The sequence below is a fragment of the Lutimaribacter degradans genome, assembly GCF_023703375.1.
Taxonomy (GTDB): Bacteria; Pseudomonadota; Alphaproteobacteria; order Rhodobacterales; family Rhodobacteraceae; genus Lutimaribacter; species Lutimaribacter degradans.
Genome location: NZ_JAMQGO010000016.1, coordinates 21,379 through 47,404, shown reverse-complemented (window position 1 = coordinate 47,404; position 26,026 = coordinate 21,379). Strand labels below are relative to the sequence as shown.

At 58.3% G+C, this 26,026-nt stretch carries 18 protein-coding genes and 2 pseudogenes; 11 read left to right on the top strand and 9 right to left on the bottom strand.

Going from position 1 to position 26,026, the window contains the following annotated elements; translation table 11 throughout:
• The first annotated feature begins 33 nt into the window (after positions 1 to 33).
• Together M8744_RS16520 and M8744_RS16515 are read left to right on the top strand one after the other, a co-directional pair.
• Entirely contained in the window at positions 34 to 1,179 is a 1,146-nt protein-coding gene (locus M8744_RS16520) for an extracellular catalytic domain type 1 short-chain-length polyhydroxyalkanoate depolymerase (protein ID WP_251419811.1), read from the top strand.
• 184 nt (positions 1,180 to 1,363) lie between these two features.
• Positions 1,364 to 1,723, top strand: a complete 360-nt coding sequence (locus tag M8744_RS16515) for a PRC-barrel domain-containing protein (protein ID WP_251419810.1) — start codon at positions 1,364 to 1,366, stop codon at positions 1,721 to 1,723.
• 132 nt (positions 1,724 to 1,855) lie between these two features.
• On the opposite strand, the gene M8744_RS16510 is transcribed toward M8744_RS16515, so the two are convergent.
• Positions 1,856 to 2,869, bottom strand: coding sequence for a PRC-barrel domain-containing protein (locus tag M8744_RS16510; RefSeq protein WP_251419809.1), 1,014 nt, complete (start codon positions 2,867 to 2,869; stop codon positions 1,856 to 1,858).
• 350 nt (positions 2,870 to 3,219) lie between these two features.
• Between M8744_RS16510 and M8744_RS16505 the strand changes: the two genes are divergently transcribed.
• On the top strand, positions 3,220 to 3,417 hold the full coding sequence (locus M8744_RS16505) for a CsbD family protein (RefSeq protein WP_251419808.1): 198 nt from the start codon (positions 3,220 to 3,222) through the stop codon (positions 3,415 to 3,417).
• Between the two features lie 212 nt (positions 3,418 to 3,629).
• Positions 3,630 to 5,294 carry a mechanosensitive ion channel family protein gene (locus M8744_RS16500; RefSeq protein WP_251419806.1) on the top strand — a complete coding sequence of 555 codons (1,665 nt, stop codon included), beginning with the start codon at positions 3,630 to 3,632 and terminating at the stop codon, positions 5,292 to 5,294.
• A 28-nt stretch (positions 5,295 to 5,322) separates the two neighbouring features.
• Here the strand turns inward: M8744_RS16500 and M8744_RS16495 are convergent, their stop codons facing one another.
• Positions 5,323 to 6,807: a phospholipase D-like domain-containing protein gene (locus tag M8744_RS16495; RefSeq protein WP_251419805.1), complete on the bottom strand. Its 1,485-nt coding sequence runs from the start codon at positions 6,805 to 6,807 to the stop codon at positions 5,323 to 5,325.
• A 358-nt stretch (positions 6,808 to 7,165) separates the two neighbouring features.
• Complete coding sequence (locus M8744_RS16490) at positions 7,166 to 8,164, bottom strand: hypothetical protein (RefSeq protein WP_251419803.1); 999 nt, start codon at positions 8,162 to 8,164, stop codon at positions 7,166 to 7,168.
• 356 nt (positions 8,165 to 8,520) lie between these two features.
• On the opposite strand from M8744_RS16490, the gene M8744_RS16485 reads away from it, so the two are divergent.
• Entirely contained in the window at positions 8,521 to 9,180 is a 660-nt protein-coding gene (locus M8744_RS16485) for a hypothetical protein (RefSeq protein ID WP_251419801.1), read from the top strand.
• 266 nt (positions 9,181 to 9,446) lie between these two features.
• Here M8744_RS16485 and M8744_RS16480 read toward each other — a convergent pair whose 3' ends face one another.
• Positions 9,447 to 10,451, bottom strand: coding sequence for a hypothetical protein (locus M8744_RS16480; RefSeq protein WP_251419799.1), 1,005 nt, complete (start codon positions 10,449 to 10,451; stop codon positions 9,447 to 9,449).
• A 718-nt stretch (positions 10,452 to 11,169) separates the two neighbouring features.
• Here M8744_RS16480 and M8744_RS16475 point away from each other — a divergent pair.
• The 3 genes and pseudogenes from M8744_RS16475 to M8744_RS16465 form a co-directional block, all read left to right on the top strand.
• Positions 11,170 to 12,546 carry an OmpA family protein gene (locus M8744_RS16475; protein ID WP_251419797.1) on the top strand — a complete coding sequence of 459 codons (1,377 nt, stop codon included), beginning with the start codon at positions 11,170 to 11,172 and terminating at the stop codon, positions 12,544 to 12,546.
• A 263-nt stretch (positions 12,547 to 12,809) separates the two neighbouring features.
• On the top strand, positions 12,810 to 13,352 hold the full coding sequence (locus M8744_RS16470) for a GAF domain-containing protein (protein WP_251419796.1): 543 nt from the start codon (positions 12,810 to 12,812) through the stop codon (positions 13,350 to 13,352).
• A gap of 30 nt (positions 13,353 to 13,382) precedes the next feature.
• Positions 13,383 to 13,703: pseudogene (locus tag M8744_RS16465) on the top strand (DDE-type integrase/transposase/recombinase); the annotation flags it as partial.
• 278 nt (positions 13,704 to 13,981) lie between these two features.
• Here M8744_RS16465 and M8744_RS16460 read toward each other — a convergent pair.
• Together M8744_RS16460 and M8744_RS16455 are read right to left on the bottom strand one after the other, a co-directional pair.
• Positions 13,982 to 14,872 (bottom strand): zinc-binding metallopeptidase family protein, encoded by an 891-nt coding sequence (locus tag M8744_RS16460; RefSeq protein WP_251419795.1) that lies wholly within the window; start codon positions 14,870 to 14,872, stop codon positions 13,982 to 13,984.
• Positions 14,873 to 15,150: 278 nt separating this feature from the next.
• Positions 15,151 to 15,546 (bottom strand): annotated as a pseudogene (locus tag M8744_RS16455) (ectoine synthase).
• 250 nt (positions 15,547 to 15,796) lie between these two features.
• Here M8744_RS16455 and M8744_RS16450 point away from each other — a divergent pair.
• From M8744_RS16450 to M8744_RS16440, 3 genes are all read left to right on the top strand, one after another.
• Positions 15,797 to 17,134, top strand: coding sequence for an ATP-grasp domain-containing protein (locus M8744_RS16450; protein WP_251419793.1), 1,338 nt, complete (start codon positions 15,797 to 15,799; stop codon positions 17,132 to 17,134).
• Positions 17,135 to 17,853: 719 nt separating this feature from the next.
• Positions 17,854 to 18,186 carry an EF-hand domain-containing protein gene (locus M8744_RS16445; protein WP_251419791.1) on the top strand — a complete coding sequence of 111 codons (333 nt, stop codon included), beginning with the start codon at positions 17,854 to 17,856 and terminating at the stop codon, positions 18,184 to 18,186.
• A gap of 468 nt (positions 18,187 to 18,654) precedes the next feature.
• On the top strand, positions 18,655 to 21,669 hold the full coding sequence (locus tag M8744_RS16440) for a PAS domain S-box protein (protein WP_251419788.1): 3,015 nt from the start codon (positions 18,655 to 18,657) through the stop codon (positions 21,667 to 21,669).
• Between the two features lie 153 nt (positions 21,670 to 21,822).
• Here M8744_RS16440 and M8744_RS16435 read toward each other — a convergent pair whose 3' ends face one another.
• Genes M8744_RS16435 through kaiC form a run of 3 tightly spaced genes read right to left on the bottom strand, consistent with a single transcriptional unit; the run spans position 21,823 to position 25,935 of the window.
• Positions 21,823 to 23,958, bottom strand: a complete 2,136-nt coding sequence (locus M8744_RS16435; RefSeq protein ID WP_251419785.1) for a hybrid sensor histidine kinase/response regulator — start codon at positions 23,956 to 23,958, stop codon at positions 21,823 to 21,825.
• A 2-nt stretch (positions 23,959 to 23,960) separates the two neighbouring features.
• Positions 23,961 to 24,242 carry a circadian clock KaiB family protein gene (locus tag M8744_RS17840; protein WP_252409475.1) on the bottom strand — a complete coding sequence of 94 codons (282 nt, stop codon included), beginning with the start codon at positions 24,240 to 24,242 and terminating at the stop codon, positions 23,961 to 23,963.
• On the bottom strand, positions 24,232 to 25,935 hold the full coding sequence (kaiC, locus tag M8744_RS16430) for a circadian clock protein KaiC (protein ID WP_251419782.1): 1,704 nt from the start codon (positions 25,933 to 25,935) through the stop codon (positions 24,232 to 24,234). The genes M8744_RS17840 and kaiC overlap by 11 nt, the downstream gene beginning before the upstream one ends.
• Positions 25,936 to 26,026: the final 91 nt, after the last annotated feature.

Genomic DNA, 26,026 nt, shown 5'->3' with positions numbered 1-26,026 from the left:
CGAAGGGAGGTCTTCCAATCAAAGGACATTCACATGAAACGTTCCCTCACGGCCAAAGTGCGAAGGATGAACCGGCTGATGGGCCCTACCACGCTGACCAGGAAAACCCGTTCTTTCCAAGACGCGATGACCGGTTTCATGGTGGATTCAGCACTCGCCCCGTTTGCCGCATTCATTCCGAACGCGGCCAAGCCGCGCAAGGCCGACGTGTCGCAGACGAGCCGCAAGCGCGGCAGCGTGGCTAAGCAACGGCTCAAGGCGAAATCGCTCAAGCCGAACGAAACAGCCCGATCACCCGGAGATGAGGCTTCGCCCCGCATCCCGACGGGAGCGCGCTACATCACTCGAAAGCACAACGGCACCACCGGATCGCGTGCGTTCAAACTCTACCTTCCCGCCAGTCGGCCGAAGCAACCCAAGGGTCTGATCCTCATGTTGCACGGCTGCGACCAGACCCCGGATGATTTTGCTGTCGGAACACGGATGAACCTGCTTGCCGAGAAGCATGGCCTCGCTATCGCCTACCCGGCGCAGACCGAGGGCCACAACAGCGCGTCCTGCTGGAACTGGTTCAAGCCGGACCACCAGGCGCGCGGTGCCGGCGAGCCTGCCATTTTGGCCTCGCTGACACGAAAGCTCATGAAGGAATTCGGCTTGGGCCGCGAGTCGGTCTTCGTGGCCGGCCTGTCCTCTGGCGGCGCGATGGCGGCGATCCTGGCAGACGTCTATCCGGATGTCTTTTCGGCAGCAGGGATTCACTCCGGCCTGAGCCGCGGCACAGCGCGCAACGTGATCTCGGCAATGTCGGCGATGCGCAGTGGCGGAACCCCCGGTGATATCGCGCCCGCCACCCCGGCAGGGCCAAATCCGACCCGCCGGATCATCTTTCATGGCGATACCGACAGCACGGTGCATCCTTCCAATGCGCCGATCATCGTCGCGGCGGCGATGGGGGACGAGGCTGTTCCAACGAAAGAGATAAAAAGGTCTGTTCGTGGACGCGGATACGCGCGTAGCGAATACGCCGGACCAAACGGTGCCGTTCTGCTGGAGCTCTGGATGATCGAAGGGGCGAGCCACGGCTGGTCGGGCGGCCATGCAGCAGGATCTTATACCGACACCAAAGGGCCCGATGCCTCCGCGCAGATGGTCCGGTTTTTTCTGGAGAACTCCACCTGAGGCTGGCCCCTTCGGAACGCAAGGCCCACTTTCGGGTTCTTTCCATGTGGCTGAACCCGTTTGACACGGGCTTGCAAGGCGCAGACGCGCCAGGCAACCCAACGAAAGTTACGGTACCAGCCACACCCCTGCAGGGGGCACCTGTTGCCAGACATCCCGCACAACGGGATATGGGAGAATTAAAATGACACATATCGCAGAAACGCCACAAAAAACCGGAACCGGCGGCGCATTCGGGTTCGTTCGCAATGGCTACGACCGTGCAGAGCCGCATGATCTGACGACAACCGATGTCGAGAACGCGACTATCTATGGCCGAAACGACGAGACCATCGGAACGATCAGTTCGCTTGAGATCACCTCTGACGGCAAGATCTCCGACGCCGTGATCGAGGTCGGCGGATTTCTTGGCCTGGGGGCACATTCCGTTCTGTTGCCGTTCGAGCAGCTGACCGTTCTTCGGGAAACCGACGGATCCGACCTGCGCGTACACCTGGACACCACGAAGGAAAAGCTCAAGGCGATGCCGCAGCACACCGGCTGAACCGGCACAGGCGCTAAACGAAAAGAGGCCGCACAAGCGATTGTGCGGCCTCTTTTGTGGGAAGGTTCAGGATGGGCCGGTCATGTCATCGCCGGATCGGCCGCGATGACGATGCCGTAACCTCTCGAGGTGTCACTTCGAGGCCATGTACCGCGGCAGTTCCTGGATCTGCTCCTTGGTCGCATCAACATAGATGCGCACGTCATCGTAGCCTTCGTTCGTCAGGATGGTCAGTTCGCCAAAGCCAAGCGAGGCTTGGCTGCTGCCGATACCAAGAAACCCGCCAAAGTCGATAACGACGTTGGAGATCGCGCCCTTGTCATCAAGAATCATGTCCTGAACGTCGCCGACATTGTTGTCGTTCACATCGTAGACGGTCATTCCCATCAACATTTCGGTCGAGACGTCCCGGGCTTCGACCCGATCATAGCCTTCTCGCTCCATATCGGGAGCTGTAAACGCGGTCCGGTCGTTGGTGCGCGTCTTTTCATCGCCACGTTCGGCATCATCGCTTTGCGTGGTGCGATCGGCTCGCTTCTGGTCGTCGTCACCCGCAACATCTTCCCGAGCTTTCGGACGAACGGTTTCGCGGCTCCCATCCGCAGCATCGCCCTGCACCGACATGCCGGCATAGGCAGGGGCGTCCTTCAGCATATCTGCCCCGGTATTCATGACGATGTAGGTATGCGACTGGTCATCGGCATCGGATGCGAAAGTGACCTGGTCCATCGTCACGGCGATATCTTGTTCGCCAACGCCGAGGAATCCGCCAACACCAATCACGAAGGCGCGAACCTGCCCGTCACTCGACAGTACGATCTCGTTGATCTGACCGATCGTTTCCATCTCGTCCAGATCGGCGCGGTTCATCGTCGACATGCGGTTCTTGCCATTGGCCTTGCCGGTGTCTCGTTCGGTGGCCGCGACTTTTCCGTCCGACGAGCTGCGTGCATGAACATCGCGTCCGATCAGATCCGAAGCGTAGAGGTCGGCCTGGCCACGCTGTGACAGAAAGCCGGACATTTTCCCTGCGTGTTGCTGAGTTCCGGAATTGGTGGTGGAGGCTGTGTCGGTCGACTGAGCCAGCGTCATGGTCGGGAACCCAAGCGTCATCACAAGGGCGGTTGTTGAAAGAAGCGTCTTCATTCGGGAATTCTCCTATAGCAGCAGGCGAGGGGCGGATCGAGAACCGACCGCTTGCTCACCCATCAGTAAAAGAACGTCTGACCGAGTGGTCCGTTCCGAAATCCCCCGCATTGATCCGTTTGCCTGCGCCAACTGGCGGAAGAACTCCCAAGCGACAGCAGGCACATCTACCACGACCGACGACCGTACCGTTGTTGGCGGGATCGTGGCAGCATGTGCTGAACCTGAAGCGGCCGCAGACCCGACTGTTGGGCTGCCCCACCACGCGGGCGGGTATCTCACTGGACGATGGAACTATCTGGCGGCCGTGGCGTTATCACACTGTCCGCAACCAACACATGGAGAGACCGATGAACTGGGATAGCATCAAAGGTAAATGGAAACAGACCACTGGCAGCGCAAAGGCCAAGTGGGGCGAACTGACCGACGACGATCTGCAACAGGTCAACGGTGAGCGCGAGAAACTGGTCGGCAAGGTTCAGGAAAAATACGCCCTGGGCAAGGAAGAGGCCGAAAAGCAGGTCGACGATTGGGCGAAAACCGCCTGATACCCTTGACCGATTACGCCTGCGCGGAAGCGGCCGACGATCTCCGGCCGTTTCTTGCGTTTTTTCCTACCTTGCAAGAGCTTACGACAGAAGTCGCCGGTCAACTGCCTTTCTGGCCGCGTCACACATTCATCGGTGTCGTGGCAGGAAGATCAAATCACGCGTTTTTCAAATGAAGAGTTATGCATGTCCGCCCCATTCGGCCCCGTTCGATGAACGCTGAGGCCACCCCAGCCAAACGATATCTTCTGCTGCTGTGTGCATGCATGGTCGCGATGCTTGCCATAACTGCGCCGCTTGCAGCACAGGACAACCCGGAGCTCTGGTACGAAACCGAGGCGATCAATCCGGGCCTTGACGCGCCGCCGAGTGAAATGGACCGGAGCTCGCCCCGTGTCGCGCTCAGAAGCTTTCTTGAGCTTGCGGAAACGGGCGATTTCGAAACCGCCATGCATTTCCTGAACCTTTCAAAACTGCCCGAAGAAGAACAGAAATCGCGCGGTCACGACCTCGCAGCCAAACTCGCCTCGACGATCGACCGAAAACTCCTGATCGATTGGGCGGACATTCCGCCCGAGGCGGACGCGCGGTCGCCCGACAGCACCACTGATCAACAGCATTCGGAACCGAGGCGGGATTTCCTTCTCGAAGAGCTTGAGGTCGCCGGTGACACCTACGCCATACGGCTTGGTCGTTACGCTGAGAAAACGCCGGAGGGCGAAGCGCATGTTCCAGTCTGGTTGATCTCGACCGACACGGTCGCCAATATCGACATGCTCCACGATGCTTTCGGCCCAACGGCCCTGGAATCCCATATTCCTAGATCCTTGAAAGGCGAATTCGGCGGGCTGCAGCTTTGGGAATGGATCGCCCTGCCCCTGCTGATTTCCGTCGTAATCCTTGTGGGCTTTTTGACCTCCTGGCTTGTCGGCCTTGGGAGGTACATGTCATCAGATCGCATACAGCATCGCGTATTCGAACGCGCGGCGCTGCCGCTTTCGCTGGTCACAGCCTCGGTGACGGCGAAGTGGCTTTTGGGATTCGCAGTTTCCTTTTCCGGACAGGCGACCATGATCATCGGACTTGCGCTGGTGATGCTGGCTGTCGTCGGCTTCTGCCTTGCCGCCCTGCGCAGCATCGATGCGTTGCTTGACCACTTGACCCGAAGACATCTGGGCAACGCTTACGATACGCCAAGTTCGTCCGAACGCGAGTTCTATACCTCCATGTATGCTTTGCGTCGGGTGGTGCTGGTTGCCACGGTTGGTTTCTCGATCGTTTTCGTACTGATGCAATTCAACCTTTTCGCCGATATCGGCGTTACACTGCTTGCCTCGGCGGGTGTGTTGACGGTGATCCTTGGCATTGCCGGGCAGGCCACGCTCGGCAACATGGTCGCGTCCTTGCAGATCGCGATCGCAAAGCCTGTCCGGATTGGCGACAGCATACATTACGAGGGCGACTGGTGTATTGTCGAAGCGATTTTCTTTACCTTCATCCGGCTGCGCACCTGGGACGAGCGACGTATCATCGTGCCGGTCAAGTATTTCCTGTCTTATCCATTCAGGAACTGGTCGGTCATAAATGAGCGCATGATCTGCACCATCCAGATGGTCCTTGACCCGATGGCCGATGTGGATGTCCTGCGCAAGAAATTCGTGGCCCTCGGCAAGGCCGATCCTGAAGTGATCGAGCACGACCAGCTATTCGCCTACCTGACGGGTCATTCGTCAAATGGCCTGACCATTGAGTTCTATGCGATGGCCCCGAACCCTTGGAAGGCTTGGACAATCGAAATGCGCCTACGCGAAGAACTGGTAAATTTCGTTCGCCGCGAACACCCCGAGTGGTGGTGGCGCGAGCGCATCAATCTATAGCCCGGTGAGGGCGCGGCCCTCTCATCGGTCAGGTGATTTTCTTGCCGGCTTGGCCCAGGGGAAGGCACATACCTTGCCGAAGTCTGCGCCACCGGCGGCGCGCGGGACGCTCAGGATCCAGCAGGTTGTTCTCCCGCAGGACTTTGTCCCCGACGTAGCCGAAATCCGGCGGCACAAAAGCAACCAGTGACCGGCCAGTACCGCGCAGCGCCTCAACGGCCCCGATCAACGACCCCTCCGCGGCATCCACGGCCTGATCCACCACTTGCACGTCAACTTCCAGGTGCTCGGCAAGCAGCCCGTTGCGCAGCCCCGCGATCTTCATCCTGAGCCGATCCTCACCCGGCATCCCCGGTCTGGCCTCGACGGACAAATCACACTCGGTGTCGAACCCCAGCGACCGATTGTTGAGGTTGGACGATCCGACGCGCATGAGCGTATCATCCATGATGACGATCTTGGCATGCACATAGATCGGTGCCCCGTGCCGTGTCACGGGCGTATAGAGCCGGAATCGGCCATGAATATCGGCCTTGCGCACAAGTTCGAGCAACCGGGCCCGGGCTGACCCCATCGTATTTTCCTCGAGCCAGCCATCGCTCGTTTCTGGATTGATCACGATGAATTCCGGCCCGTCCGGCTCCCCCAGCCGGGCGGCAATCGCCTCGGCCAGAACCCGCGACGCAAAGTATTGGCTTTCGATGTAGAGCACGCGGCGCGTCGCTGAAATGATCGCAAGATAGAGCGCCTCGATCTCGTGGATTTCTCCATGCCCGGCATAGGCTGGTTCGGTGCGGGAAATCGCCACTCGGGCGTTCTTTATCATGGGAACCAGGCTCGACGGCCAGAGGGGCGTTGCTGCACGCGTTGGCGGGATCCGCTCGCCGGTCGCACGTTCCCACCTTGTACGTGCGAGTTCACCCAACGCCCGCGCAGCGTCGCCATCGACGGCGGTCGTTGCATCGTGCCACGGATCATAGGGGCGTTTCGTGGTGGGGCGTCTTCGGAACGGGCTATCATCCAAATGCTCGGGTGTGTCCCACCTGTCTGCGGTGGCGTCTATTCCACCACAGAACGCAAGCGCATCGTCGATAACAATGATCTTTTGATGATGCGCCGAGCCTGAGGGGTGCGCGTGGTCAAGCTTCAGGCGAATGCGCCGCCGCAGGATCCAATCGACGAGCCTGAGGGGTGTCGACCCGCGCCAGAGCGTCGACAGAAGGCCCACATCCCATTGCAGAAGATAGATATTCAGGTCGGGGCGGCGACACGCCAGCCAGCTGAGAAACCTGCCCATGCGCTTGGGCACATCGTCCGCTTCCTTTCGCGGATCAAGGTCGATCCTTGTGTCGAACTCCCAGCCGATCATGATGACACTGTGCTGCGCCTTCTGCATGACTTCGTGCAAAGTGGTAAAGTAGTCAGCGGCGTCAACGATCACCGCCAAGCGGTCGGCCGTCTCGATGCGCCAGCACGTCTCGCCCGGTCGCAGAATGGGTGTTCTTTCTTCCATGCCCGGACTCCTGTGGATGGTTTTTCTGGGCCAGTTGCTTCCAATTTCCGCGCAAGGCCGGAAAGGCGCCAAGACCTTTTGACGTGCCCTTCGGGCAGGCTGTCCGGAAAAGTCGGTTCTTCGGAACGCAGCCCGGCGCCCAGTGGTTTTGCGCGTGCTTGAACCGCGCCGACCGCGACCGCTGCCATGAAACCCATGCTTCCGAGACAAGCTTCAACGTCGACCCCCCCGTCGAAAAGGCAAATCGGCTTGGTCATGACGCAAGCCCCAGGTCAAGCGGCACCTCCATTGTGAGATGGAGATGCCGTTTTCCTGGTTGTCGCATGGCCGGGCACGTGGTCCGGCTGGGGCAGCCTGATCAGTCGCTGATCTGATCGTCTTCCTGGGACAATCTGGTCCGTTCCTCACGTTCAGCGGCGTCGCTACGGATTGTCACATTCGCCTCGCCGTCGCGCTGCCCTGGGGAGACACGGATCTCGGGCTCACCGATGATTTCCACGGACACTTCGGGCTCTTCGCCTTCGTACGTAACCTTCGGTTCACCCCGGTTGACGACGATTTCAGGCGCTTTGGCCTCTTGGTTCGGGGTAACCTTCGCTTCGCGCTGCTGGATCGAGATACGAGGCTGTAGGTCCTCTTTCGTTGCGCCTTTCGGGGCAAACCGTCCGTCATCGAGTTCGACCAGGTCGGCCGGCTCAGAGCCGCCGATGGTCAATTCGATTACCGGATCCGGCATGTTGACGGTGACCTTCGGCTCGGGGATACGAACCTCGATCTTCGGGCTGATTTCAGACATGTCGATTGTTGAATCAGGCCAGGTGACGATGATTTCAGGCTCCGGAAACATGACCGAAACGCGCGGCTGGGGAACCTCAACATTCACGGTGGCCCGGCCCTGACGGACGATGATCTGCGGCGCCTGCTCATCAATGGTAAGGGTCTGGCGCGGCATGGACCAGCTGACCTCGGGCGTGCCGGTATCGACATCAACTTCGGCGGGCGGCTGATAAACCGCAACGTCTGCGTCGACCTCGATTTCCTGCTGCACGACCATGCGCTGGGTTACCGTGTCAGTGCCCACCATCTCAAGTGACTCTCGGGTCACCGTGCCTTCTCTCTCCCATGCGGTGAAAAGCACCTGACATTGTGTCACGTCTCCTGTGGCGATGACATCTTCGACTTCGGTGCGCACTTCCGCATCAACGTCTACGTCGCTCGCAAGGCGTTCGGCCAGGGTGACACAGGCTTCGGTGTCAATATTGCTTTCGGACGGGTCATTGGTCTGGGCGTGGGCAGTGCTGAATGCGAGTGCAGCGACTGAACCCAGAAGCGCGACGCGAGTGGTTTTTTTCAACATGGTGAGTCTCCTAATGTTTCGGTTCGATCACCTTTGACAACAGGAAATTGCGCCATTCGTTCCGGAATTCATTTTAGGCATTCGTTAAGGCACTGGTATTGTTTGCAAAACATACTCCCCCTGATGGGCGGGAATGCAGCGCACCCGCCGATGGAGCCGTATTCCATACTCCGGTCCCATATCTTGACCGAGGGCGATGATGCGCCAACGCGTACGGAAACCGCGGAAGGAACGAAAACGACCGTCGGCAGTTATGATAATATCCGCCTCGCGGCATTCCGCGACGCGACCACCGCAACTGCTCGATCAGCGGCCAGAAGCCACTGCCGGGACAAAGAACAAGAGTAGGTCAACCCATGCGCCCAGGTATTATCATATCCATCGTCGTCGCAGCCGCTGTCGTTATCGGCGGCGCCTTCTGGTTCAGCGCCCAGTCCGAGAATGCCCGGCTGGAGGAGCAACGCATCGAACAGGCGGCAGAATCAGAGCGAAAAGAAAAAGCCGCGCGCGAAGATAAAGACAGGGCCGCCGATCAGAAGGCTCGCGAGACGCAAAAGGCTGAATCCTTGCCTGGCGAAAGCACCGATGAGCAATCGCGTGAGGCCGAAGGTGTCGATGATGATCGCACCGTGGTCGGCGATGAAATCACCGAAGGCGCAATCGTGGTGACATCCGAAAATGGGGAGCCGACCATACTCGATCCGAATGAGATCACGACAACGGTCCGGGTCATTGATGATGCCAGTTCCGACGGTTCTACCGGGGCGCTTAACGCGACGGCGGAAACCGAAACTGACAATACCGTTGCGAGCGGAACCGAACCAGAAGAATGGCTGACCCCGGCGAATTTTGATCGTGACGAGATCCTCGCCCTGATCGACAACAGCGAGACGCTGAGTGACGACCAACGCTCGACATTGCGCGCTTTGGCTGAAGGCGCAAGCGCCAACCCCGAAATGGTCGAGTCCGCAATCACGTCGATCAGAGCCGCGCTGGATCTCACACCGCTGAACTGACCCTGCGACTCCACTCTCAATCAGCACCAGATCTGCTGGAGTCCATTGTCGCGACCCATTGCCATGAGCGTGTCCGGGGACGGCCAGATCAACGTCTCTTTAAGTGTCCTTGGCCTCCCAGGCGCTTGGCTCGTGCCAGCCGGCGAACCCTCAACAGTCACGTGGAATTCGCTGCGACAAATAGCGCGCGCCCTGAACTCTCTAAACGCTTCTGGCGATGGCCCGCAGCGGCAAACCCTGCGGGCCATGGCGCGTGCACGCAACTGTCAGGTCGGGACGGCGCCGGGCGCGTCGTCGTCATCCTTGCCGCCGAAAGACAGATAGCTTTCCAACTCGTCCCGGATATCGGGAGCCAGATCCTCGGAGTGTAGGATGCGGGCGTAAAACAGCGTGAAGTAGATCACCTTCACCGCCGTGACCACGCGTTTGAAGACGGAGGATACGAACTTGCCGAGAAATATGCAGACGAAGAGCGGAAGCCAGTTGAACACGCTGGCCGCCGATACCGGCAGATAGTCGAATGCTGCTGGCGGCAGGACGTCGCCCAAGCGACCGGCCTCGAAGGCCGCGGGCATCGTGCCGCTGGCCCAGACGCCGACGATCAGGCCGACAAGGATCAGCAGGATGTAAAGCGGCGCCACGATGGTGGCGACGACGCGGCCGATCACGTCAATCCCGAAGACACCCACCAGGGTTTCGGGGACGTTCTCGCGCGTTGCGCGCAGCTTGCCCATGCCGTCCCGAAACCCCACACCGTCCACGGCGAAGGCAGGCAGGAGGAAATGATTCACGAGGTCCCAGCCTTCCGTCATCGCGCCGAGCACAAGGTTGGTCAGAAGGCCGTTGTTGTTCGAGTTGCCGCGCCGCCACGCGATCCAGGCTGCCGCCATGTCCAGAAAGGCCAGTATGCGTATCTGCCCGCCGAGTTTACCTGCATGGTCGGTCGCTTCGGAAAAGCTGCGATCCCGACCGGCCGCCGTTTCGAAGACGAGCCAGCTCAACGCTAGTTCCTGGCGGTTGAAGTAGAAGAAATGGTAAAAGGCCGCGCCGAGCCACGCCAACAAGAGCAACGTACCGGTCCCGTTCGCCTCGACAACATAGGAAAAAATCATCGCGAAGAAGAGCGTCACCAGGATCACCGAGAAGAGGATGATGCGCATCACCGGCGTGAGGATGTCCCGGTCGCGGCCAACGATGGTCGCCGTGTGCTTGAGCAGATAGCCCAGTTGCGAAAAGCGCTCGCTCAGACCCGGCTTTCGAAATCGTGTCATGGCTTTTACCCCCTTTTCCAGTGTCAGGGTCTAGTGCCCCCTGTGCGTGGACCCTCGCCGAAAATCCTCAACCCATCAAGGTGGTGGACGACCGGCGGTTCCGCGGCAGTCCGGGGCTAGGCTCGACCCGGGCATCGGGACTGATCAGAATTTATTGACCGAAACCGATGTGACCGAGGCACGCCACTCGAGGGGTCAATCGCCAAACACGGGATGGCATCGCGCCGGCACAACCCAGGGCCAGCAGATCCCGCGTGTATCGCTGAAAATGGAGAGCGGGCGTCACATGGACGAACGATGGGGCGCGGTCAGTCGGCTCGGAATCCTGCTTGCGATCCTGGGATCGCGGCGGGATGCCTCTAGTTTGCCTACGTGCTTTACTGGTCCGGAGAGCGGATCGCGGAATTCGATCTCGAACCGCGCGGTCGCAGCGAAAAGCTGGCCGCCACGTTCAGAGCCCCGACATGCCCCCCGTCCCGCGCGATACTGAACCTCGATTAGCTTCGCGTCGTCCATAACGCGTGAAGCGACATCAGACGGACGATGGTTCATCCAAAGCAGCATCTTGCGCAAAGCTGAAGTGGATCGCCACCCAGAAGAACAGTCACGTCCAGGTGACTCAATAGGTTGGTGTTTCAGCGGTCGACGGCGGAACCAAACCAGCCCTGCGGCGTTTAGATTTAGAATCCCGTTGCTTCTTAAAAATAGGAAAATCGAAATGTTAAGGAAAAACTATTACACGACAACAGCTCTTGTGGCCGTACTTGCCCTGAGCTTTCCGCAGGTTTCGCCAGCGCAGAATGCGAGCGTTGGCACCTCATCCGGATCCTCTGCAGGCAAAAGCGATGGCGCCAACACCGGTTCCGCCGCAGACGCAAGCGTTGGCACCTCATCCGGGTCCTCTGAAGGCAAAAGCGATGGCGCCAACACCGGTTCCGCCGCAGACGCAAGCGTTGGCACCTCATCCGGGTCCTCTGAAGGCAAAAGCGATGGCGCCAACGCCGGTTCCGCCGCAGACGCAAGTAATGGCGCCAATCCCGGGGCCGTTGCAGGCGCAAGCGACGATGCCGAGCCGACTGAAGTGACCGAGACCACCATTGGCGCCGGTGGCGCACGTAAGAGCAACCAAGAGTTCGGGACACAGGTTGACGGTTCCACTACACTTGCTGGCGAAGAGGGTGCCGAGGCGACGGCGGCCAAAGACGGCGAAATGAGCCCTTTCGAGAAGTCATTCATGCGTCAGCATGGTTCCGCCGCCGTGGGGTCTTTGCTTGATGATGGCAGCGAGGTTGTCGCCAACATCGGAGACCGCGTCGTCGTGAACCGTGACGGACAGCTTGTCGTCTATAAGGACGACAACGCATTACTGCTTCGCGAGGGTGTGAATGTGCGCACCGAGACGTTCTCTGACGGCTCGACACGGACTTTGGTGGCCCGTGCTGCCGGCGACCATGTTGTCACCGTCCGCGACGGTGAAGGCCGTGTTCTGAGCCGAACGCAGGTAGCTGCGGACGGCACCGAAGTGAAGCTTTTCGACGATACGGTGCGGGCTGAGTCCATCGACGCGGCGCTACTGAACACCTACACCGGGGTCGATAGCATTCTTGTCAGTACCGCCGGTCAAGCGGCGCTGCGCGCAGCCCTGCAGGCCGACACCAAGCCGGACCGGCGCTTCAGCCTGCGCCAGATCCGCGAGCATGAAGAAGTCCGCAACCTTGTGCCCAGCATTGACCTTGATACCATCAACTTCGCCACCGGGTCAGCGGCGATCTTCAAGGATCAGGTCGACAACCTGAGTGACATTGGCACCACGATGGAAGAAATTCTATCCGCCAATCCGCGCGAAGTCTTTCTGATCGAAGGTCATACAGACCCCGTGGGCGACGCGGCGTCCAACCTCGCCCTGTCGGACCGCCGGGCCGAAACAATAGCGCTCGCACTGTCGGAGAATTTTACGATCGCGCCAGAAAACCTCTTGGTGCAAGGCTATGGTGAGCAGTTCCTCAAAGTCGAAACCGAGGACGCAAGTTTGGCCAACCGTCGCGCAACCGTACGGCAGATCACTCCGCTGCTGCAGCAAGCTTCTGCAGACTGATCCATTCTATTCTTGTCAGCAAAAGAAGCATCATGGTCCGTCCCGAAAGGGGCGGACTAAATGTTTCAACAAAACGTGGTCAACAGGTTGTTTTGTTCCACGCACACCAACGGCAAGCGTTTTTGCCTGACGAGACCTAACTGTCGCCCTTGGTATGCCATCCCCTCGCCATTTTTTGCTGACAGTTTGCCGATCATACATCCGGGTCAGCATTCTCCTGTCCCGTGATCATGAGTTCGGCCTAAACATCAAGGATAGCGAAGATGCAGGAACAGCGGACCGCGGACCTCCCTGAAAAATCCGGCAAGAGCGCGGATGACGTCGTAGCAAACGTGCTGCGTCACCTGTCGCTGGTCGACAGCCCGCCCGAGCCTGAGTTCAATCGGTTCACCCGGTTGGTGTGTCATGCGGCCGAGGTTCCGATCGCGCTCGTCTCCTTCGTTGAGGAGAGTGCCTATCGACAGTATTTCAAATCCGCGAAAGGCCTGCCTGCTGGATTGAGCCAGACGGATCTGGATCGTTCCTTTTGCAAGATCGTGACCCGAACCGGCGAAATGCTTGCCGTGTCCGACGCGCGGACTGACGAGCGGATCAGGAACAATCCCATTATCGATGAAATGGGCGTAATCGCATATCTTGGGGCGCCGATCTCGGGGCCGTCAGGCGAGACACTCGGGTCACTCTGTGCGCTGGACCGGGTACCGCGGGACTGGAGCGACAACCAGAAGCGTGCGATTACTGACCTCGCTGACTGTGTCACCGATTACATTGCCTTGCGTCATGCTCGTCTAGCGAAAACCAGTTAGAGTCCGAACTGCTTCCGATGCCCTCGTCCCATCATTTCCTATGCCATCTGGACGTACCATCGGTTTGACCTGAGCCTGCGCGATGTCGAGGATCTGTTGACCCAACGGGGCGAAATCGTCTCGTATGAAAGCATCCGGGTTTGGTGCCCGCGGTTTGGAACGCAGATAGCGGCCAACATCGGTCGCGATCGCCCGGTTCCTGCCGACAAACGGCACCTGGACGAGGTCGTGATTTCAATTCGAGGACGAAACCATTGGCTTTGGCGAGCGGTCGGCGCAAACAGAGACGTGCTGGAGATACAGCTTCAAAGCCGCAGAAATGCCTATGCTGCCAATCTCGGGCTGACGCGTTCAGCCCGTGGAACAACTATGCGGCTAATGGCTGCCTGAACGGAGCACGGCTCTTGGTCCCGTCGTGACAGACCAACCTGGCAAAGCCCACCTAGCCCCCCTCCGCAGTATCCGTGAAGATCAGGTCTACGAAACCGAGGCCGGTTCCATCGAACATGACTTCATCGACCCCGCTTGAACCGCTCCGGTTTTTCCAGAATCCCTATGTCCGAAATTAGAGGCGCCAAATCAGATCATCCGAAAAATCAGACACGGTTGTCGGAACAGGGGCTTGTCCATCATCTGCCCAAGGCGCCTCTGCGCAGCCACTCATGGACAAAGGCGAGCTTTTTCTGAGCGCCGTGAGACACCACAAATGGATACACATCATCCAAGCCCATGGAGCGATTGGCGTGATTGATGATCGTGACGACCTTGATCGCAGTTCGAATTAACGACATGGTGTCCGCCTCAGCGTAAGCATCCCAGCCGGTCTGCGGTATACCCGGCAGAATGAGCCCCGCCGAAATAGCGCTATCCGCGATATCGGTCAGATGCAGCAGATGCGCAGCGGTTTCCGCCCAATCCTCGTGAGGATGGGCCGACGCATAGGTCGTCAAGTAGGTCTGGCTCCAGTCGTCCGGCGGACCATAATTGTAATGCCGCTGCAGCGCGGCGGCATAGTCGGCCCGTTCGTCGCCGAAGACGCTGCGAAACGCCTCCAGGAAGTCGGTGCGCAAGCTGAGGCGCCACCAGAGCATATGCGCGATCTCATGGCGGAAATGGCCGATCATTGTACGATATGGCTCGTCGAGCGCTTCGCGCCGCGTCGTGCGGAGAACCGGATCGGCTTCGGCCACGCTGATCGTGACAACGCCATTCACGTGCCCCATCGCCGCAGGGGTCGGTCCGTCATCAAGCATGTGAAAATACGGCGGTGTCCCGCGATCCTCCGGGCGAAACCAGTGCCAGCGCCCAAGATTGTCCAGCACCCAACGTTTTGCGGCTTCGGTTTGGGCCCAGTTCGCCCGCGTTTCGGGATTGGACGTATCGGGATAGACTGCGGTCATGGCGCAGGATCGGCAGGGCGCTCCGTCTTCGGGTGCGATCCAGTTGCATCCGATGATCTCGCGGTTGACGCAAAAGGGCGGCGTCGGGATGAACGCGCGGGCCTGCGGATCATAGGCCACTCGGGTTCCATCCGCGGTGGCAAGATTGTGAAACCAGAGCGAGCCTGCCCCAACGGGGTTGAAAAAGACGTACATGCAGGATGGGCTCCCGATATTTCTTGCTGCGGCTCGAAAAGCCAAGCCGAAGGTTAAGGACCAAACAGTGAACCGAGTGTTCACGAGTTTCCGAAAAGTGCTTCACCCAATTTCCGGCGGTTTGGCAACACCCCAAACACCAAAGGCCGTATCGACACCGGCCCTCACGTTTGGGCTGCCGGAAGGAAACGACGTTTTACGCCTTACGATTCGCCGTCATCCGGCAGGTAAGCGCCATCTTCTTCGTGCACTCTCCGTCCCTTGACCGGAGGATTGAAGGCGCAGATAAGCCGCATGTCTTCGGTGCCGCCGCGCAATGTGTGCTGATCATGGTTGTCCAGCGCATAAAGCGTTCCGTCGGTGATCTCGTGCGCTTCTCCGGTGGCCTTGTCCAGGATGCTTCCGTTGCCAGCCACGCACTAAACCGCTTCCAGATGGGGCTTATACCATAGGTCCATCTCTGCGCCAGCGGGGATGATGGTTTCATGCATAGAAAACCCCATGCCGTCTTGCTTGAGCAACATCCGGCGACTTGTCCAACCCGGGCCGCTGACTTCACGATAGGTGCCGATGATGTCCTGAACTCGAACAACTTTAATTTTGAAGTTCTAATCATTTTTATCAGTCTTGAGATGAACATCGCTGCGCAACGAGAGCAACCACCATCCTGCAAGCCCCAGAGAAACAACTTTAAAGGTTGTAGATAACTTATTTTGTGGAAATATTTTCCATACTCCCGTTTTCGGGAGCGCCAGCAAAGGCTGATTTGACGACTCCGCAACCTTGCATTATACTTAAATTAGCTAAGCATCTATCGACTATGGCGGGTCATTGCACGTGTCGCCAGTGTTGGAAAAGACATCCCTCAGGAGAAAAGCCATTTTGAAATCTTCAGAAGCCCCGATCGCAAAGGACATCTCGAACTGGACGGATCCGAACCTTGATTCCGTCAAGGGAACGGAAACGCCCAAGGATCCGAACAAGGGCTACGTCGCCTTGCTGGGCTGGAGCATCAATGCCATCAAGGCTGCCCAGAAATTTGACCGTCGCTATATCGTGGTCGCGCCCGATTGGGCCATAGACTTTTGCGAGGCCAACAACATCCCGATTATTCCCTGGGATTTCGCGCGGTTGAACGACCGGTCCATGGAGATTGCCCAACGGCTCAAGGACCTGGGTGTGGATGTGGCGATTCCGCTGTTCGAGGAAACCGTCGAATGGTCCGGCGCGATCAACTCGGTCCTGATGGATCAGCCGCGCATGTACGGCCAGTCGATCCTGTTCCGAGACAAGGCATTGATGAAGCGGCGCGCCCAACTGGGGGGTATCCGTGTAGGCATTTTCGAAGAAGCCTACGAAAAGGACGACATCGTGCGCTTCATGAAGCGGGTGAACCAGACGCTGTTGAAGCTTGACGGCGACCCGGATGATCCGATCCACGTAAAGGCCTTCGACAAGGCCGGGTGTCTCGGTCACAGGATGATCCGTGACATCGAAGATATCGATAAAATTCCAGAAGAAGAGTATCCGCTATTGATGGAAAGCCATCTTGATGGGTGGGAGTTTGCGGTCGAGGCCTGGATACACGACGGCGAGATAAAGTTTCTGAACATCTCGGAGTATGTGACGCTGGGGTATTCCGTCTTCGTGCCTGCCACCCGCGAGCTGGAAAGCTGGCGCGAGGCGATCACCAAGCAGATCGAAAAGCTGATCAAGACCTTCGACATCAAGTTCGGCCAGATCCATCCAGAGTATTTCGTGACCTCCGATGGGGAAATGTACTTCGGCGAGGTTGCCTACCGTCCACCGGGCTTCAAAGCGTTCGAGCTGATCGAAAGGGCTTACGGCTTCAGTGCCTACCAGGCCTCGATCCTCGTCTTCGACCCCAAGAGCACCAAGGAGGAGGTCGACGCCTTCTTTCCGCGTGCGGTGGAAGACGCAAAAGGCTACGCGGGCTGCTTTGGTGTGTATCCCCGACGTCGTGTCGTCAGCAAACTGGAAATCCCGAAGGAAACAACGGAACACCCCTATTTTGACGGGCACGAACTGGTTGCACCCGTGGAGGAAACAGTGCCTGATCGGTCAGCCTTCGGGACCCACTGGGGACTGGTGTTCTTCTTCGGAGACGATCCGATCACCTTGCGCGATCTCCTAAAGGCGCAGGAAGACTTGGACTTTTATGTCTGACAAGGTCGCTGTCGGCGGCGCTGGCGCCGCCAGCGCCGGCCAGTCAATGCCTTGAAATGCTTGTTTTCCTGATCGCATAGGTCGCCTGACATGGCCCGGAATTTGTAGCTGTCTCCTAACAGGCGGCTTCCGCTGTGGAGGGGGCAGGTCACCGCCCAGCGGCCCCTCATCTATAACGAAGTCCACGGGTTTGTGCACTGCCACCCAACCTTGGATCGCAGGGAGCTGCTTTTTTCCGGCTCTTTTCACGATGACGGGCTGGTAGCGCTATCGGGGCAACGCATGACAATCGGGATGTTGTATCCGATCGCGCTGTGGGGTCTGTCCTCGCTGTAGTGCCTACGCCAATCGTCACTCTTCATAACGCTTCGATCCTTCGTCACGTTCGACCACTTTCTGGGCCCGCATTTCCAACCCGGTGAGCCTTGTCCCCGTTGATCAGGTTGTATCTGGGGCAGGCGAAAGGCGCTTGTGAGGCGGTGACCCCGAGGAGCTTTATCAACTGCGAAACCCGGTGGCGGCGATTGCGCCACTCGGGCAGCGCTTGACGAAGTTTCGCAGCCACAGACCTGTGACTGCAGCGCGGACGAGCCCCTCAGGACCCCGGCGATTATGCAGGTGCCTGCTTGCCGCTTCTGACGAAAATGGAACATCTATCGAATATCTTCGTTGAGTAAGTAGTCGGCGTTGCGTCGACACCGAAACAAAGGAGAAACCACATGCTTATCAACCTCAAGAAACTTGCCGGCCTCAGTGCGGTCGTCACCGCGCTAGCCGCAGGGCCGGCGGTCGCGCAAGGCCTTACCGGATGGGATCTCGACAAAGACAATGCGCTGAACCAGGACGAGTTCACCCAGACCTGGACTTCGGCATTCGAGGAGTCCGGAACGCCATTCAGCGCGTTGGATGCCGACAATGACGGCATGATCACAGAGCGCGAATACAACTCCGGCGTTTTCAACTATTATGATCGGAACCGCGACGGCGCGATGGACGATCAGGAGTTCGAGCACTTCAGCCGGGACCGTCAAGGCGGTTACTGGGAGCATTGATCCTTTTGATGCGATGGGAGGGGTGACATTGGTCACCCCTTCGTCTTGACCTATCCCTGTCAGGCATGTCAGCGCACATTCGGACCAGCCGGGCGATTGTAGCTGCTGCCCGCGTTCGAGCCTCGAGGGGCTGACCCCGCGGGAATATTGCCAACGGTCAGAAGCGGACCAACACCTGAACAGAGCTGACTCATAAACCAGGACTCTTGGGGGGCATGTCAGAATCTCTCCGTTCATTCTGCCGAGAAAATTCTACTATCGCATCCCCTCAAGATCGGGAGGGATTACCCAGGTGTTGCCCGTATTCGTTGGTTGACGGAAAACCCACGATCGTATTTCAATGAAATTTCACAATGTTTATCGTGGCGACGGCACAGACGAGGTGACGAACCACTGTGATTACGCCTTGGCCCTCTTCATATCCACCCGAGGAACTGGAAATTGAACTTCGCCCCAGATAGCCTCTTCATGTCCAATCCGGACCCGATGTGGGTATATGATCTGGAAACGTTGCGCTTCCTTGAAGTCAACAACTCGGCAATCGTTAAATACGGATATTCCCGCGAGGAATTTTTGGCGATGACAATCGCTGATATTCGCCCTGCGGAGGAGCGCGCCGCGCTGGAAAAGAACGTCGCTGCGGTAACCGAAGGCCGCGATGAGGCTGGGGTGTGGCGGCATCGCCTGAAGTCCGGCCGGGTAATCCACGTGGACATTACCGGGCACACAATCACCTATGATGGTCGTCGTGCCGAACTCATTGCTGCACGCGACGTCTCTCGCCTCGTCGTTGCCGAGCAAACCGCGCAGGCCGCGCTCGCGCGCGAAGAAGCGGCCTCCCGTGACATGAGGCGGACGAAACGGCTACTCGAGATCGCGGGAACATCGGCAAAGTTTGGCGCATGGCGATACGACGTAAGTTCTGATCGACTGGAGTGGTCACCCGAGACCGCCCGAATCCACGATGAACCGGAGGGGTTCTCGCCAAGCGTAGAGCAAGGCATCTCATATTATGCGCCGGAACACAGAGACCGAATTGCTACCCTTTTCCGGGCCTGCCTCGACGACGGCAAACCTTTTTCCGAGAAGCTTGAAATCATCAGTGCCAAGGGGCGCAGGCTATGGGTGCGCGCGATCGGCGAACCGGAATTTGATGAAGCTGACCGCATCGTCGCCATTCAAGGATCTTTTCAGGATATCTCTGAACACGTTGCCGCGCAGCAGAAGGCGAACGAACTGAGCAACAATCTCGTGGAAACTCTCGAAAGTATCAGCGATGCCTTCTATCTGCTCGATAGCGACTGGCGCTTCATTTTCGTGAACGGTCAGGCCGAGCGTCTTCTTCAACGCAAACGAGAGGACATTCTTGGCAAGATAGCCTGGGAAGAGTTTCCTGAAGCTGCCGGAAACATCAAACAGCAATTCGAACTCGCGATCGCTGAAGGACGGGAAGTTCAGTTTCTGGAATACTATCCTACGCTTCGGACATGGTTCGAGATCGACGCGGAACCAACCCCCCGCGGGCTGGCGATCTACTTCCGGGATGTCACCGAGCAGCGCGCCCGCGACGAACAACTGCGACTGCTGGATGTTGCCACGTCAAACCTGAACGACATCTTGCTTATCACCGAGGCAGAACCGATTGACGCTCCGGATGGGCCGAAGATCGTGTATGTGAACGATGCGTTCGAACGACGCACGGGTTACTCCCGCGAGGAAGTGATTGGCAAAACGCCGCGCACCCTGCAGGGCCCAAAGACGCAGCGTGACGAGCTCGACCGTATCCGGCACGCCATGGAGAAATTTGAGCCTGTGCGGTCTGAGCTGATCAACTACACCAAATCGGGCGAGGAATTCTGGCTGGAACTGGAGATCGTGCCAGTGCCCAATGAAGCGGGATCGGTCACGCATTGGGTCTCTATCCAGCGCGACATTACCGAGCGAAAAAATGCCGAACACGCGCTGCGCGCCAATGAAGCGCGCTTTCGCCTCGTCGCCAGGGCCACTGGCACCGCTGTCTGGGAATGGGACATCGACAGCGACAGCCTCTGGTGGAGCGACGGCATGCAGGAGATATACGGGCATGCGGCACTCCAGGGCGACGGCACACCGACCGCGTGGCGTGAGCTAATTCACCCCGATGACCGAGCACGCGCAACCCAAGCCTTCGAGGCCCTGCGAACCGAGCAGAAAGACGTCTTGCAAGAGATATTCCGGTTTCAGCGCGCCGATGGCAGTTGGGCAACAGTCGAGGACCGCGGGTTTGTCGTTCGCAATGAATACGGTCGCGTGACCAAGGCGCTTGGCAGCATGCTCGATATCACCGAACGCCTGCAACTGGAGGAGCGGTTGCGTCAGGCCCAGAAAATGGAGGCCGTGGGCCAGCTGACCGGCGGTGTCGCGCATGACTTCAACAACTTGCTGACCGTAATTCTGGGCAATGCCGAAGCCTTGTCAGAAGAACTGGAAAAACAGCCGCGTCTTCACGCAATGGCGGAGATGACCGCAAATGCTGCTCTAAGGGGGGCCGAGCTGACCAACCGCCTGCTTGCCTTTGCGCGCCAGCAAACCCTGGAGCCGCAAGTTTTGGATGTCAGCCAGTTGATCCAGGGGATGGACAGCTTGTTGCGGCGCACCTTGCCCGAGAACATCGGGATCGAGATCGTGCGCTCTGGCGGCTTGTGGAAAGCCGAAATTGATCCCGGTCAGCTTGAAGCTGCGGTTCTGAACCTCGCCCTGAATGCCCGCGATGCGATGCCAGAAGGTGGTGCATTGACCATCGAGATCGCCAATGCCGCGCTGGATGACGAGTATGTTGCCAGCGAACTGGAAATCGAGGCTGGGCAGTATGTGCTGATCGTGGTCACCGATACAGGCCATGGTATTCCACCCGAGACCTTGGGGCGAATTTTCGAACCGTTCTTCACCACCAAGGATGTCGGCAATGGCACGGGGCTCGGGCTCAGCATGGTCTACGGTTTCGTGAAGCAATCGGGCGGCCATATCCGGATCTATTCCGAAATTGGTGAAGGCACCGCCTTCAAGCTCTACTTTCCACGTTCTCAGGCCAAGGAAGGCGGGGTTCTGCTCAAAAATACGGACCGGCAGATCATCGGAGGCGAGGAAACGATCCTTGTCGTTGAAGACGACGGGCTCGTGCGCGAACATGTTGTGGCGCAGCTCAAGGGGCTTGGATATCGGGTTTTCCAAGCGTCAGCAGGGCCCGAAGCACTCGAAATTCTGCAACAGGTTCCTGAGATAGACCTTCTCTTCACAGACGTGGTCATACCCGGCGGTATGGGCGGGCGCGCTGTGGCCGATGCCGCGCGACAACTGCACCCCGGAATCAAGGTCCTCTTCACATCGGGCTACACAGAGAATTCTATTGTTCACAACGGCAAGCTTGATCCCGGTGTAGAACTCCTGAGCAAGCCCTATCGGCGTGAGCAGCTTGCCATGAAGTTGCGCAAGGTGCTGGGTTGAGAATGAGCAGGGAAGACCTCCGGTGTTCGATACCAAAGCCTGTGATTGCCCCTCCGCAGCCACTCTCTGAACTCGATTTCAACAGCACTCGCCACGCGAATTGGCCAGAGATCAAAACGCAAAAGCGGTGCGTCACGTAAGACGGTGGCAGGATCAGCTGGCGCCGGAACTGTTCGGAGGCACTTCATCCAGCACTTCACGAATTTTCGTGGCCAGTTGCTCGCGGCGGTACGGTTTGCTCAAAAGTTTGACGCCCTGATCCAACCTTCCATGGTGAACGATCGAGTTTTCCGTATAGCCTGAAGTGAACAGTATTTTCACGCCCGGAAGCAACTCGCGCGCCGCGTTTGCAAGCTCATGCCCGCCCATGCCACCGGGCATCACAACATCGGTGAAAAGCAGGTCGATCGAAGCCTGGCTCAATATGTCCAATGCTTCGCGACCGTTCGACGCGTCCAGCACGTGATAGCCCAGCCCCTTGAGCTGAGCGGCAACAAACTCACGCACCGCGGCATCATCCTCGACCACCAGAATGGTCTCGCTGCCTCCGGTGATCCTCCGTCCTGCTCGGTCAGTTGCGGCATGCTCTGATTTTGCTCTTGAACGCGGGAAATACATCTTCACCGAAGTTCCTTCATCCACTTCCGAATAAACCCGGATATGCCCCCCAGACTGCTTGACGAAGCCAAAGACCATGCTCAGCCCGAGGCCTGAGCCCTTGCCGACCTCCTTGGTGGTAAAGAACGGTTCGAAAACCAGGTTCAAGACGTCAGCAGGAATTCCGTGGCCCGTGTCGGAGACCACGATGACCACATATTGCCCGGGCCTTACATCCGGCTCTGTGGCGACGTAGTCGTCATCGAGCATGGCATTGGCCACCTCGATGGTCAGGGCTCCCCCGTCCGGCATTGCGTCGCGCGCGTTCACAGCGATGTTGAGCAGAGCCGACTCGAGTTGGGCCGCATCGGCCTCGATCTGCCACAATCCGCCGGCACGGATAATCTCGATATCGATGTTCTCGGGCAGTGTGCGTCGCAAAAGGCCATCCATGCCCTGGATCAAATGTGCGACATCCAGGACTTTTGGCTCCAAAGGCTGTTTGCGCGCAAAGGCCAGTAAGCGGTTGGTTAATTCGGCCCCTCGCACAGCGGCATTCGCGATCATCTCGGCCAAGGATTTCAGATGGTATTGATCATCCAGTTCCTCTGACAGTACTTCGGCATTTCCGAGAACGATGGTCAGCAGATTGTTGAAGTCATGCGCAACACCGCCTGTAAGCTGCCCGACGGCCTGAAGTCTTTCAGACTGTCGAACCTTCTCCTCGTTCGCGATCTGCCGGGTCACATCCGTGAACATCGAACATGTGGCAACTCCGTCATCCCAGTTAATGACAAAGGCACTTGCCTCCAGGGTCATCGGGGTGCCCGTGCTGGTTTTGTTGGCAAGGACGCGATAGCTGTCGGGGGCTGAGCCGCCGGTGAGGCGCGCAGCCGCATAGCCAGAGAGCCTCTCGTGCTCGCCGGGATCAAAGAGCTGCAGAGTATCGGCCTGCGCCAATATATTGTCCGGGCTGTCGTAGCCGAGCATTTTTGCAAGCCCCGGATTTGCCAGAAGTGGTTTGCCATCGCGCTCCACCAGGATTCCGACATTCGACTGCTCGACAATCCGTTCCAGCCTGGCTTTGTATACGCGCGCGCGCTCATCGGCCATGATGCGGTCGGTGATGTCGAAATGCATGACAACAGCACCGCTGCGCGCACCCATTCTGACCGGTGTGACGGCCATCTCGAACCACCGCTTTTGCTGCGGTGAATGACACGGATACTGCGTAGTGAACTTGTCGCGCGTTCCGTCCAGAACAGCCCGAATTTCACGCTCGATTTTGGGCGTCTCCTCTGCAGCTTCTCCAAGCGCGTGGCTGCACGCGGATATGTAATTTTGCCCGATCATGTCGGGGTTGCCCGGGTAATCGTTGGCAATCGCAAACTCGCGCCATTTGTCATTGACGGCAAGGATTGCGCCGCTTTCATCGAGAAGCGCGATATTTGCAGGCAGCGAATCGAGGATCGCAGCACGCTCTTCTGCAAAGTGCCGCTGGATGCGTTCGGACTGGGTCAGATCGGCTTGCGCAGTCGGCATCATGTAGATCGCACCATCGGGATGGAGCAAAGTATCGACACCATCCCCAATCAGCTGGCGAAGCTCTTCATGAGTTTCATGTAATGTCTTGATCAATTGCGAAATTTTCGCCGCTTGATCAGGATCTCTGGGCTGCTTCTCGTCGGCCATGGTCAGGGGCCATCCGCAAGCAGTTGAGCAAGTCGGGACGCGTCGGACAAATCGCCGATCAAGACGTGTTTTCCGGTTCCCGATTGCACGACAAGCTGTGGGGTCATGAAGATCGATTCAGAGAGCGCTGCGTCGGGATTCTCAAGGACGTCCAATACGTCGATCGAGTAGCCCGAAGACAATTGCGTTTCGCAGAATGCTCGGAGATTTGACACCGCCCTTGACGAATTCGGCAAGTGCCCGGCAACATAAAGCCGAAACGTTACAACCTGCTCAACTGCCATCTGGATCACTGTCTTCGATTGCCGACCCGCCGCGTTGCGCAGCAGTCTTCCGACGCGTTGTTCTGTCTCTCCGCGATCGCTCGGCTTCATTGAACTCTTGCGTCTTGTGCGCAGTTTGCGTCGCCGACAAGCGGCGTTGCAGGACTTCGATCTGGGCTTCTATTTCGCGCGCTTCGGCATCCAGCCGCTCTTGCGCCCGTTCACTGTTCTCGCGACGTTCGCGTTCTGCAATTTCGTCTGCCCGCTCGCGCTCCCATCGCAGTGTGCCCATCAGCACGTCCCCGCCGGCGGAGTAAACTTCGCTGAGGCGGATGCCATTCGCATCAAGATGCATTTCGCGCACCTGGTTGGAATGGCTTGTACCGCGTGACTTGATGATCGACAGGGCGCGATTGCGCTCTCCACCCAGCACGAGGTAGCTCAGGTGGATCCATGTATCGGCGATCGTCGAAATCTGAAGAGGTGTTCCCTCGGCAATGTCGGACGTGTCCGCCAAAAGACTGGTGCACAAAACCGTCTGGCCCTGCGCTTTTGCGCTGTCAATCAGGCGTTCGGCCACGCTTGGGGCCATACCGCGGTTACCGGCTTTTGAAAGTGCCGAAAGCGGGTCAATAACCACGCAGCGCGCCCCATGGGCCTCGGCAGACTGCCGGATCCGCATGAGATGGGTTTCGGCGTTGCCTTCGAGGGCGCGCATGCTTTCCAGGCGCAAGAGCCCTGATTTCAAATGCTGCCCGAGATCAATACCGACCGATGACAGGTTTCGGACGATCTCGTCAGGTCGCGAGTCGAAACTCACAAACAGTGTCGGCTCGTCTCGTGTGCACGCCGCATCCGCGAAAGCCCCGCACAATGTTGTCTTGGCAGTGCCGGGCGAGCCGGTCACGAGAATGCTAGCACCCCGGAAATACCCCCCACCCATCATCGAATCCAGTGCTGCAACCCCGGACGAGACACGCTCCGTGGTAACTGGCACCCTGTGATTACGGTCCGGGCGCGAAAACGCCACGTCGATGCCGTTGCGGTCAATCACCATTGGCGTTGGGTTCTGCTCGAACCCCGAACCGCGATACTTTCGCACCCTTAGGTTACGTTGTGACACGCCATCGTAAACACGGTGATCGAGGCGAATTGCACAGTCGGCCATGAACTGCAACGCGTCGAACGCGGGCAATGCCTGTCCGCCCAAGTGTCCGTCATGCAGCTTAGACGTGATCAGGGTGGTGAATTCATGCTCGAGCAACCAGTTGTGCAGTCGGTAGATTTCCCGGCGCATCGTCGCGCTGTCTCGCATCAAGGACAGGACAATATCGATCGCGTCGAAAACGATATGCCGCGCTCCACTACCACGCGCCTTCGCCTCGACGATTGCTAGCAATCCGGCGATGTCGAAATCGCCCGATTGCACAAGATCGACGCTGGGCTGAGCATCCACGAAGGACACGCCGTGCCGCTGAAGATCGCCCTCTGCCCAGGCAAACTGCTTGCAGTTGGCAAGGATCTGTGGGGACGCTTCCTCGAACGCTACAAAAATACCGGGCAATTGATGGTCACGCGCCGAATTTACAAGGGTCTGCAACGCAAAGACTGTTTTGCCTGACCCCGCCCCACCTTCAATAAGGGATGCACGACCCACCGGCAGCCCGCCGGCGGTCATTTCATCGAACCCCGTGATGCCAGTCGCTACCTTCACACAAACCTGAATACCTCAGGTTCCAAGGTGTTGAAAGGCTTCTCTGAGTATTTTCCGGCCCTTGTGAGAGAGTTCACGGAACAGTTACATC

Bases quoted from the DNA above. Each gene is read 5' to 3' on its own strand.
- M8744_RS16485 (WP_251419801.1), top strand. From the start codon at position 8,521: ATGCGCCCAGGTATTATCATATCCATCGTCGTCGCAGCCGCTGTCGTT.
- M8744_RS16435 (WP_251419785.1), bottom strand. From the start codon at position 23,958: ATGGCCGACGAGAAGCAGCCCAGAGATCCTGATCAAGCGGCGAAAATT.
- M8744_RS16490 (WP_251419803.1), bottom strand. From the start codon at position 8,164: ATGTTGAAAAAAACCACTCGCGTCGCGCTTCTGGGTTCAGTCGCTGCA.
- M8744_RS16515 (WP_251419810.1), top strand. From the start codon at position 1,364: ATGACACATATCGCAGAAACGCCACAAAAAACCGGAACCGGCGGCGCA.
- M8744_RS16445 (WP_251419791.1), top strand. From the start codon at position 17,854: ATGCTTATCAACCTCAAGAAACTTGCCGGCCTCAGTGCGGTCGTCACC.
- M8744_RS16505 (WP_251419808.1), top strand. From the start codon at position 3,220: ATGAACTGGGATAGCATCAAAGGTAAATGGAAACAGACCACTGGCAGC.
- M8744_RS16510 (WP_251419809.1), bottom strand. From the start codon at position 2,869: ATGAAGACGCTTCTTTCAACAACCGCCCTTGTGATGACGCTTGGGTTC.
- M8744_RS16440 (WP_251419788.1), top strand. From the start codon at position 18,655: ATGTCCAATCCGGACCCGATGTGGGTATATGATCTGGAAACGTTGCGC.
- M8744_RS16475 (WP_251419797.1), top strand. From the start codon at position 11,170: ATGTTAAGGAAAAACTATTACACGACAACAGCTCTTGTGGCCGTACTT.
- M8744_RS16470 (WP_251419796.1), top strand. From the start codon at position 12,810: ATGCAGGAACAGCGGACCGCGGACCTCCCTGAAAAATCCGGCAAGAGC.
- M8744_RS16500 (WP_251419806.1), top strand. From the start codon at position 3,630: ATGAACGCTGAGGCCACCCCAGCCAAACGATATCTTCTGCTGCTGTGT.
- M8744_RS16480 (WP_251419799.1), bottom strand. From the start codon at position 10,451: ATGACACGATTTCGAAAGCCGGGTCTGAGCGAGCGCTTTTCGCAACTG.
- M8744_RS17840 (WP_252409475.1), bottom strand. From the start codon at position 24,242: ATGGCAGTTGAGCAGGTTGTAACGTTTCGGCTTTATGTTGCCGGGCAC.
- M8744_RS16495 (WP_251419805.1), bottom strand. From the start codon at position 6,807: ATGGAAGAAAGAACACCCATTCTGCGACCGGGCGAGACGTGCTGGCGC.
- M8744_RS16520 (WP_251419811.1), top strand. From the start codon at position 34: ATGAAACGTTCCCTCACGGCCAAAGTGCGAAGGATGAACCGGCTGATG.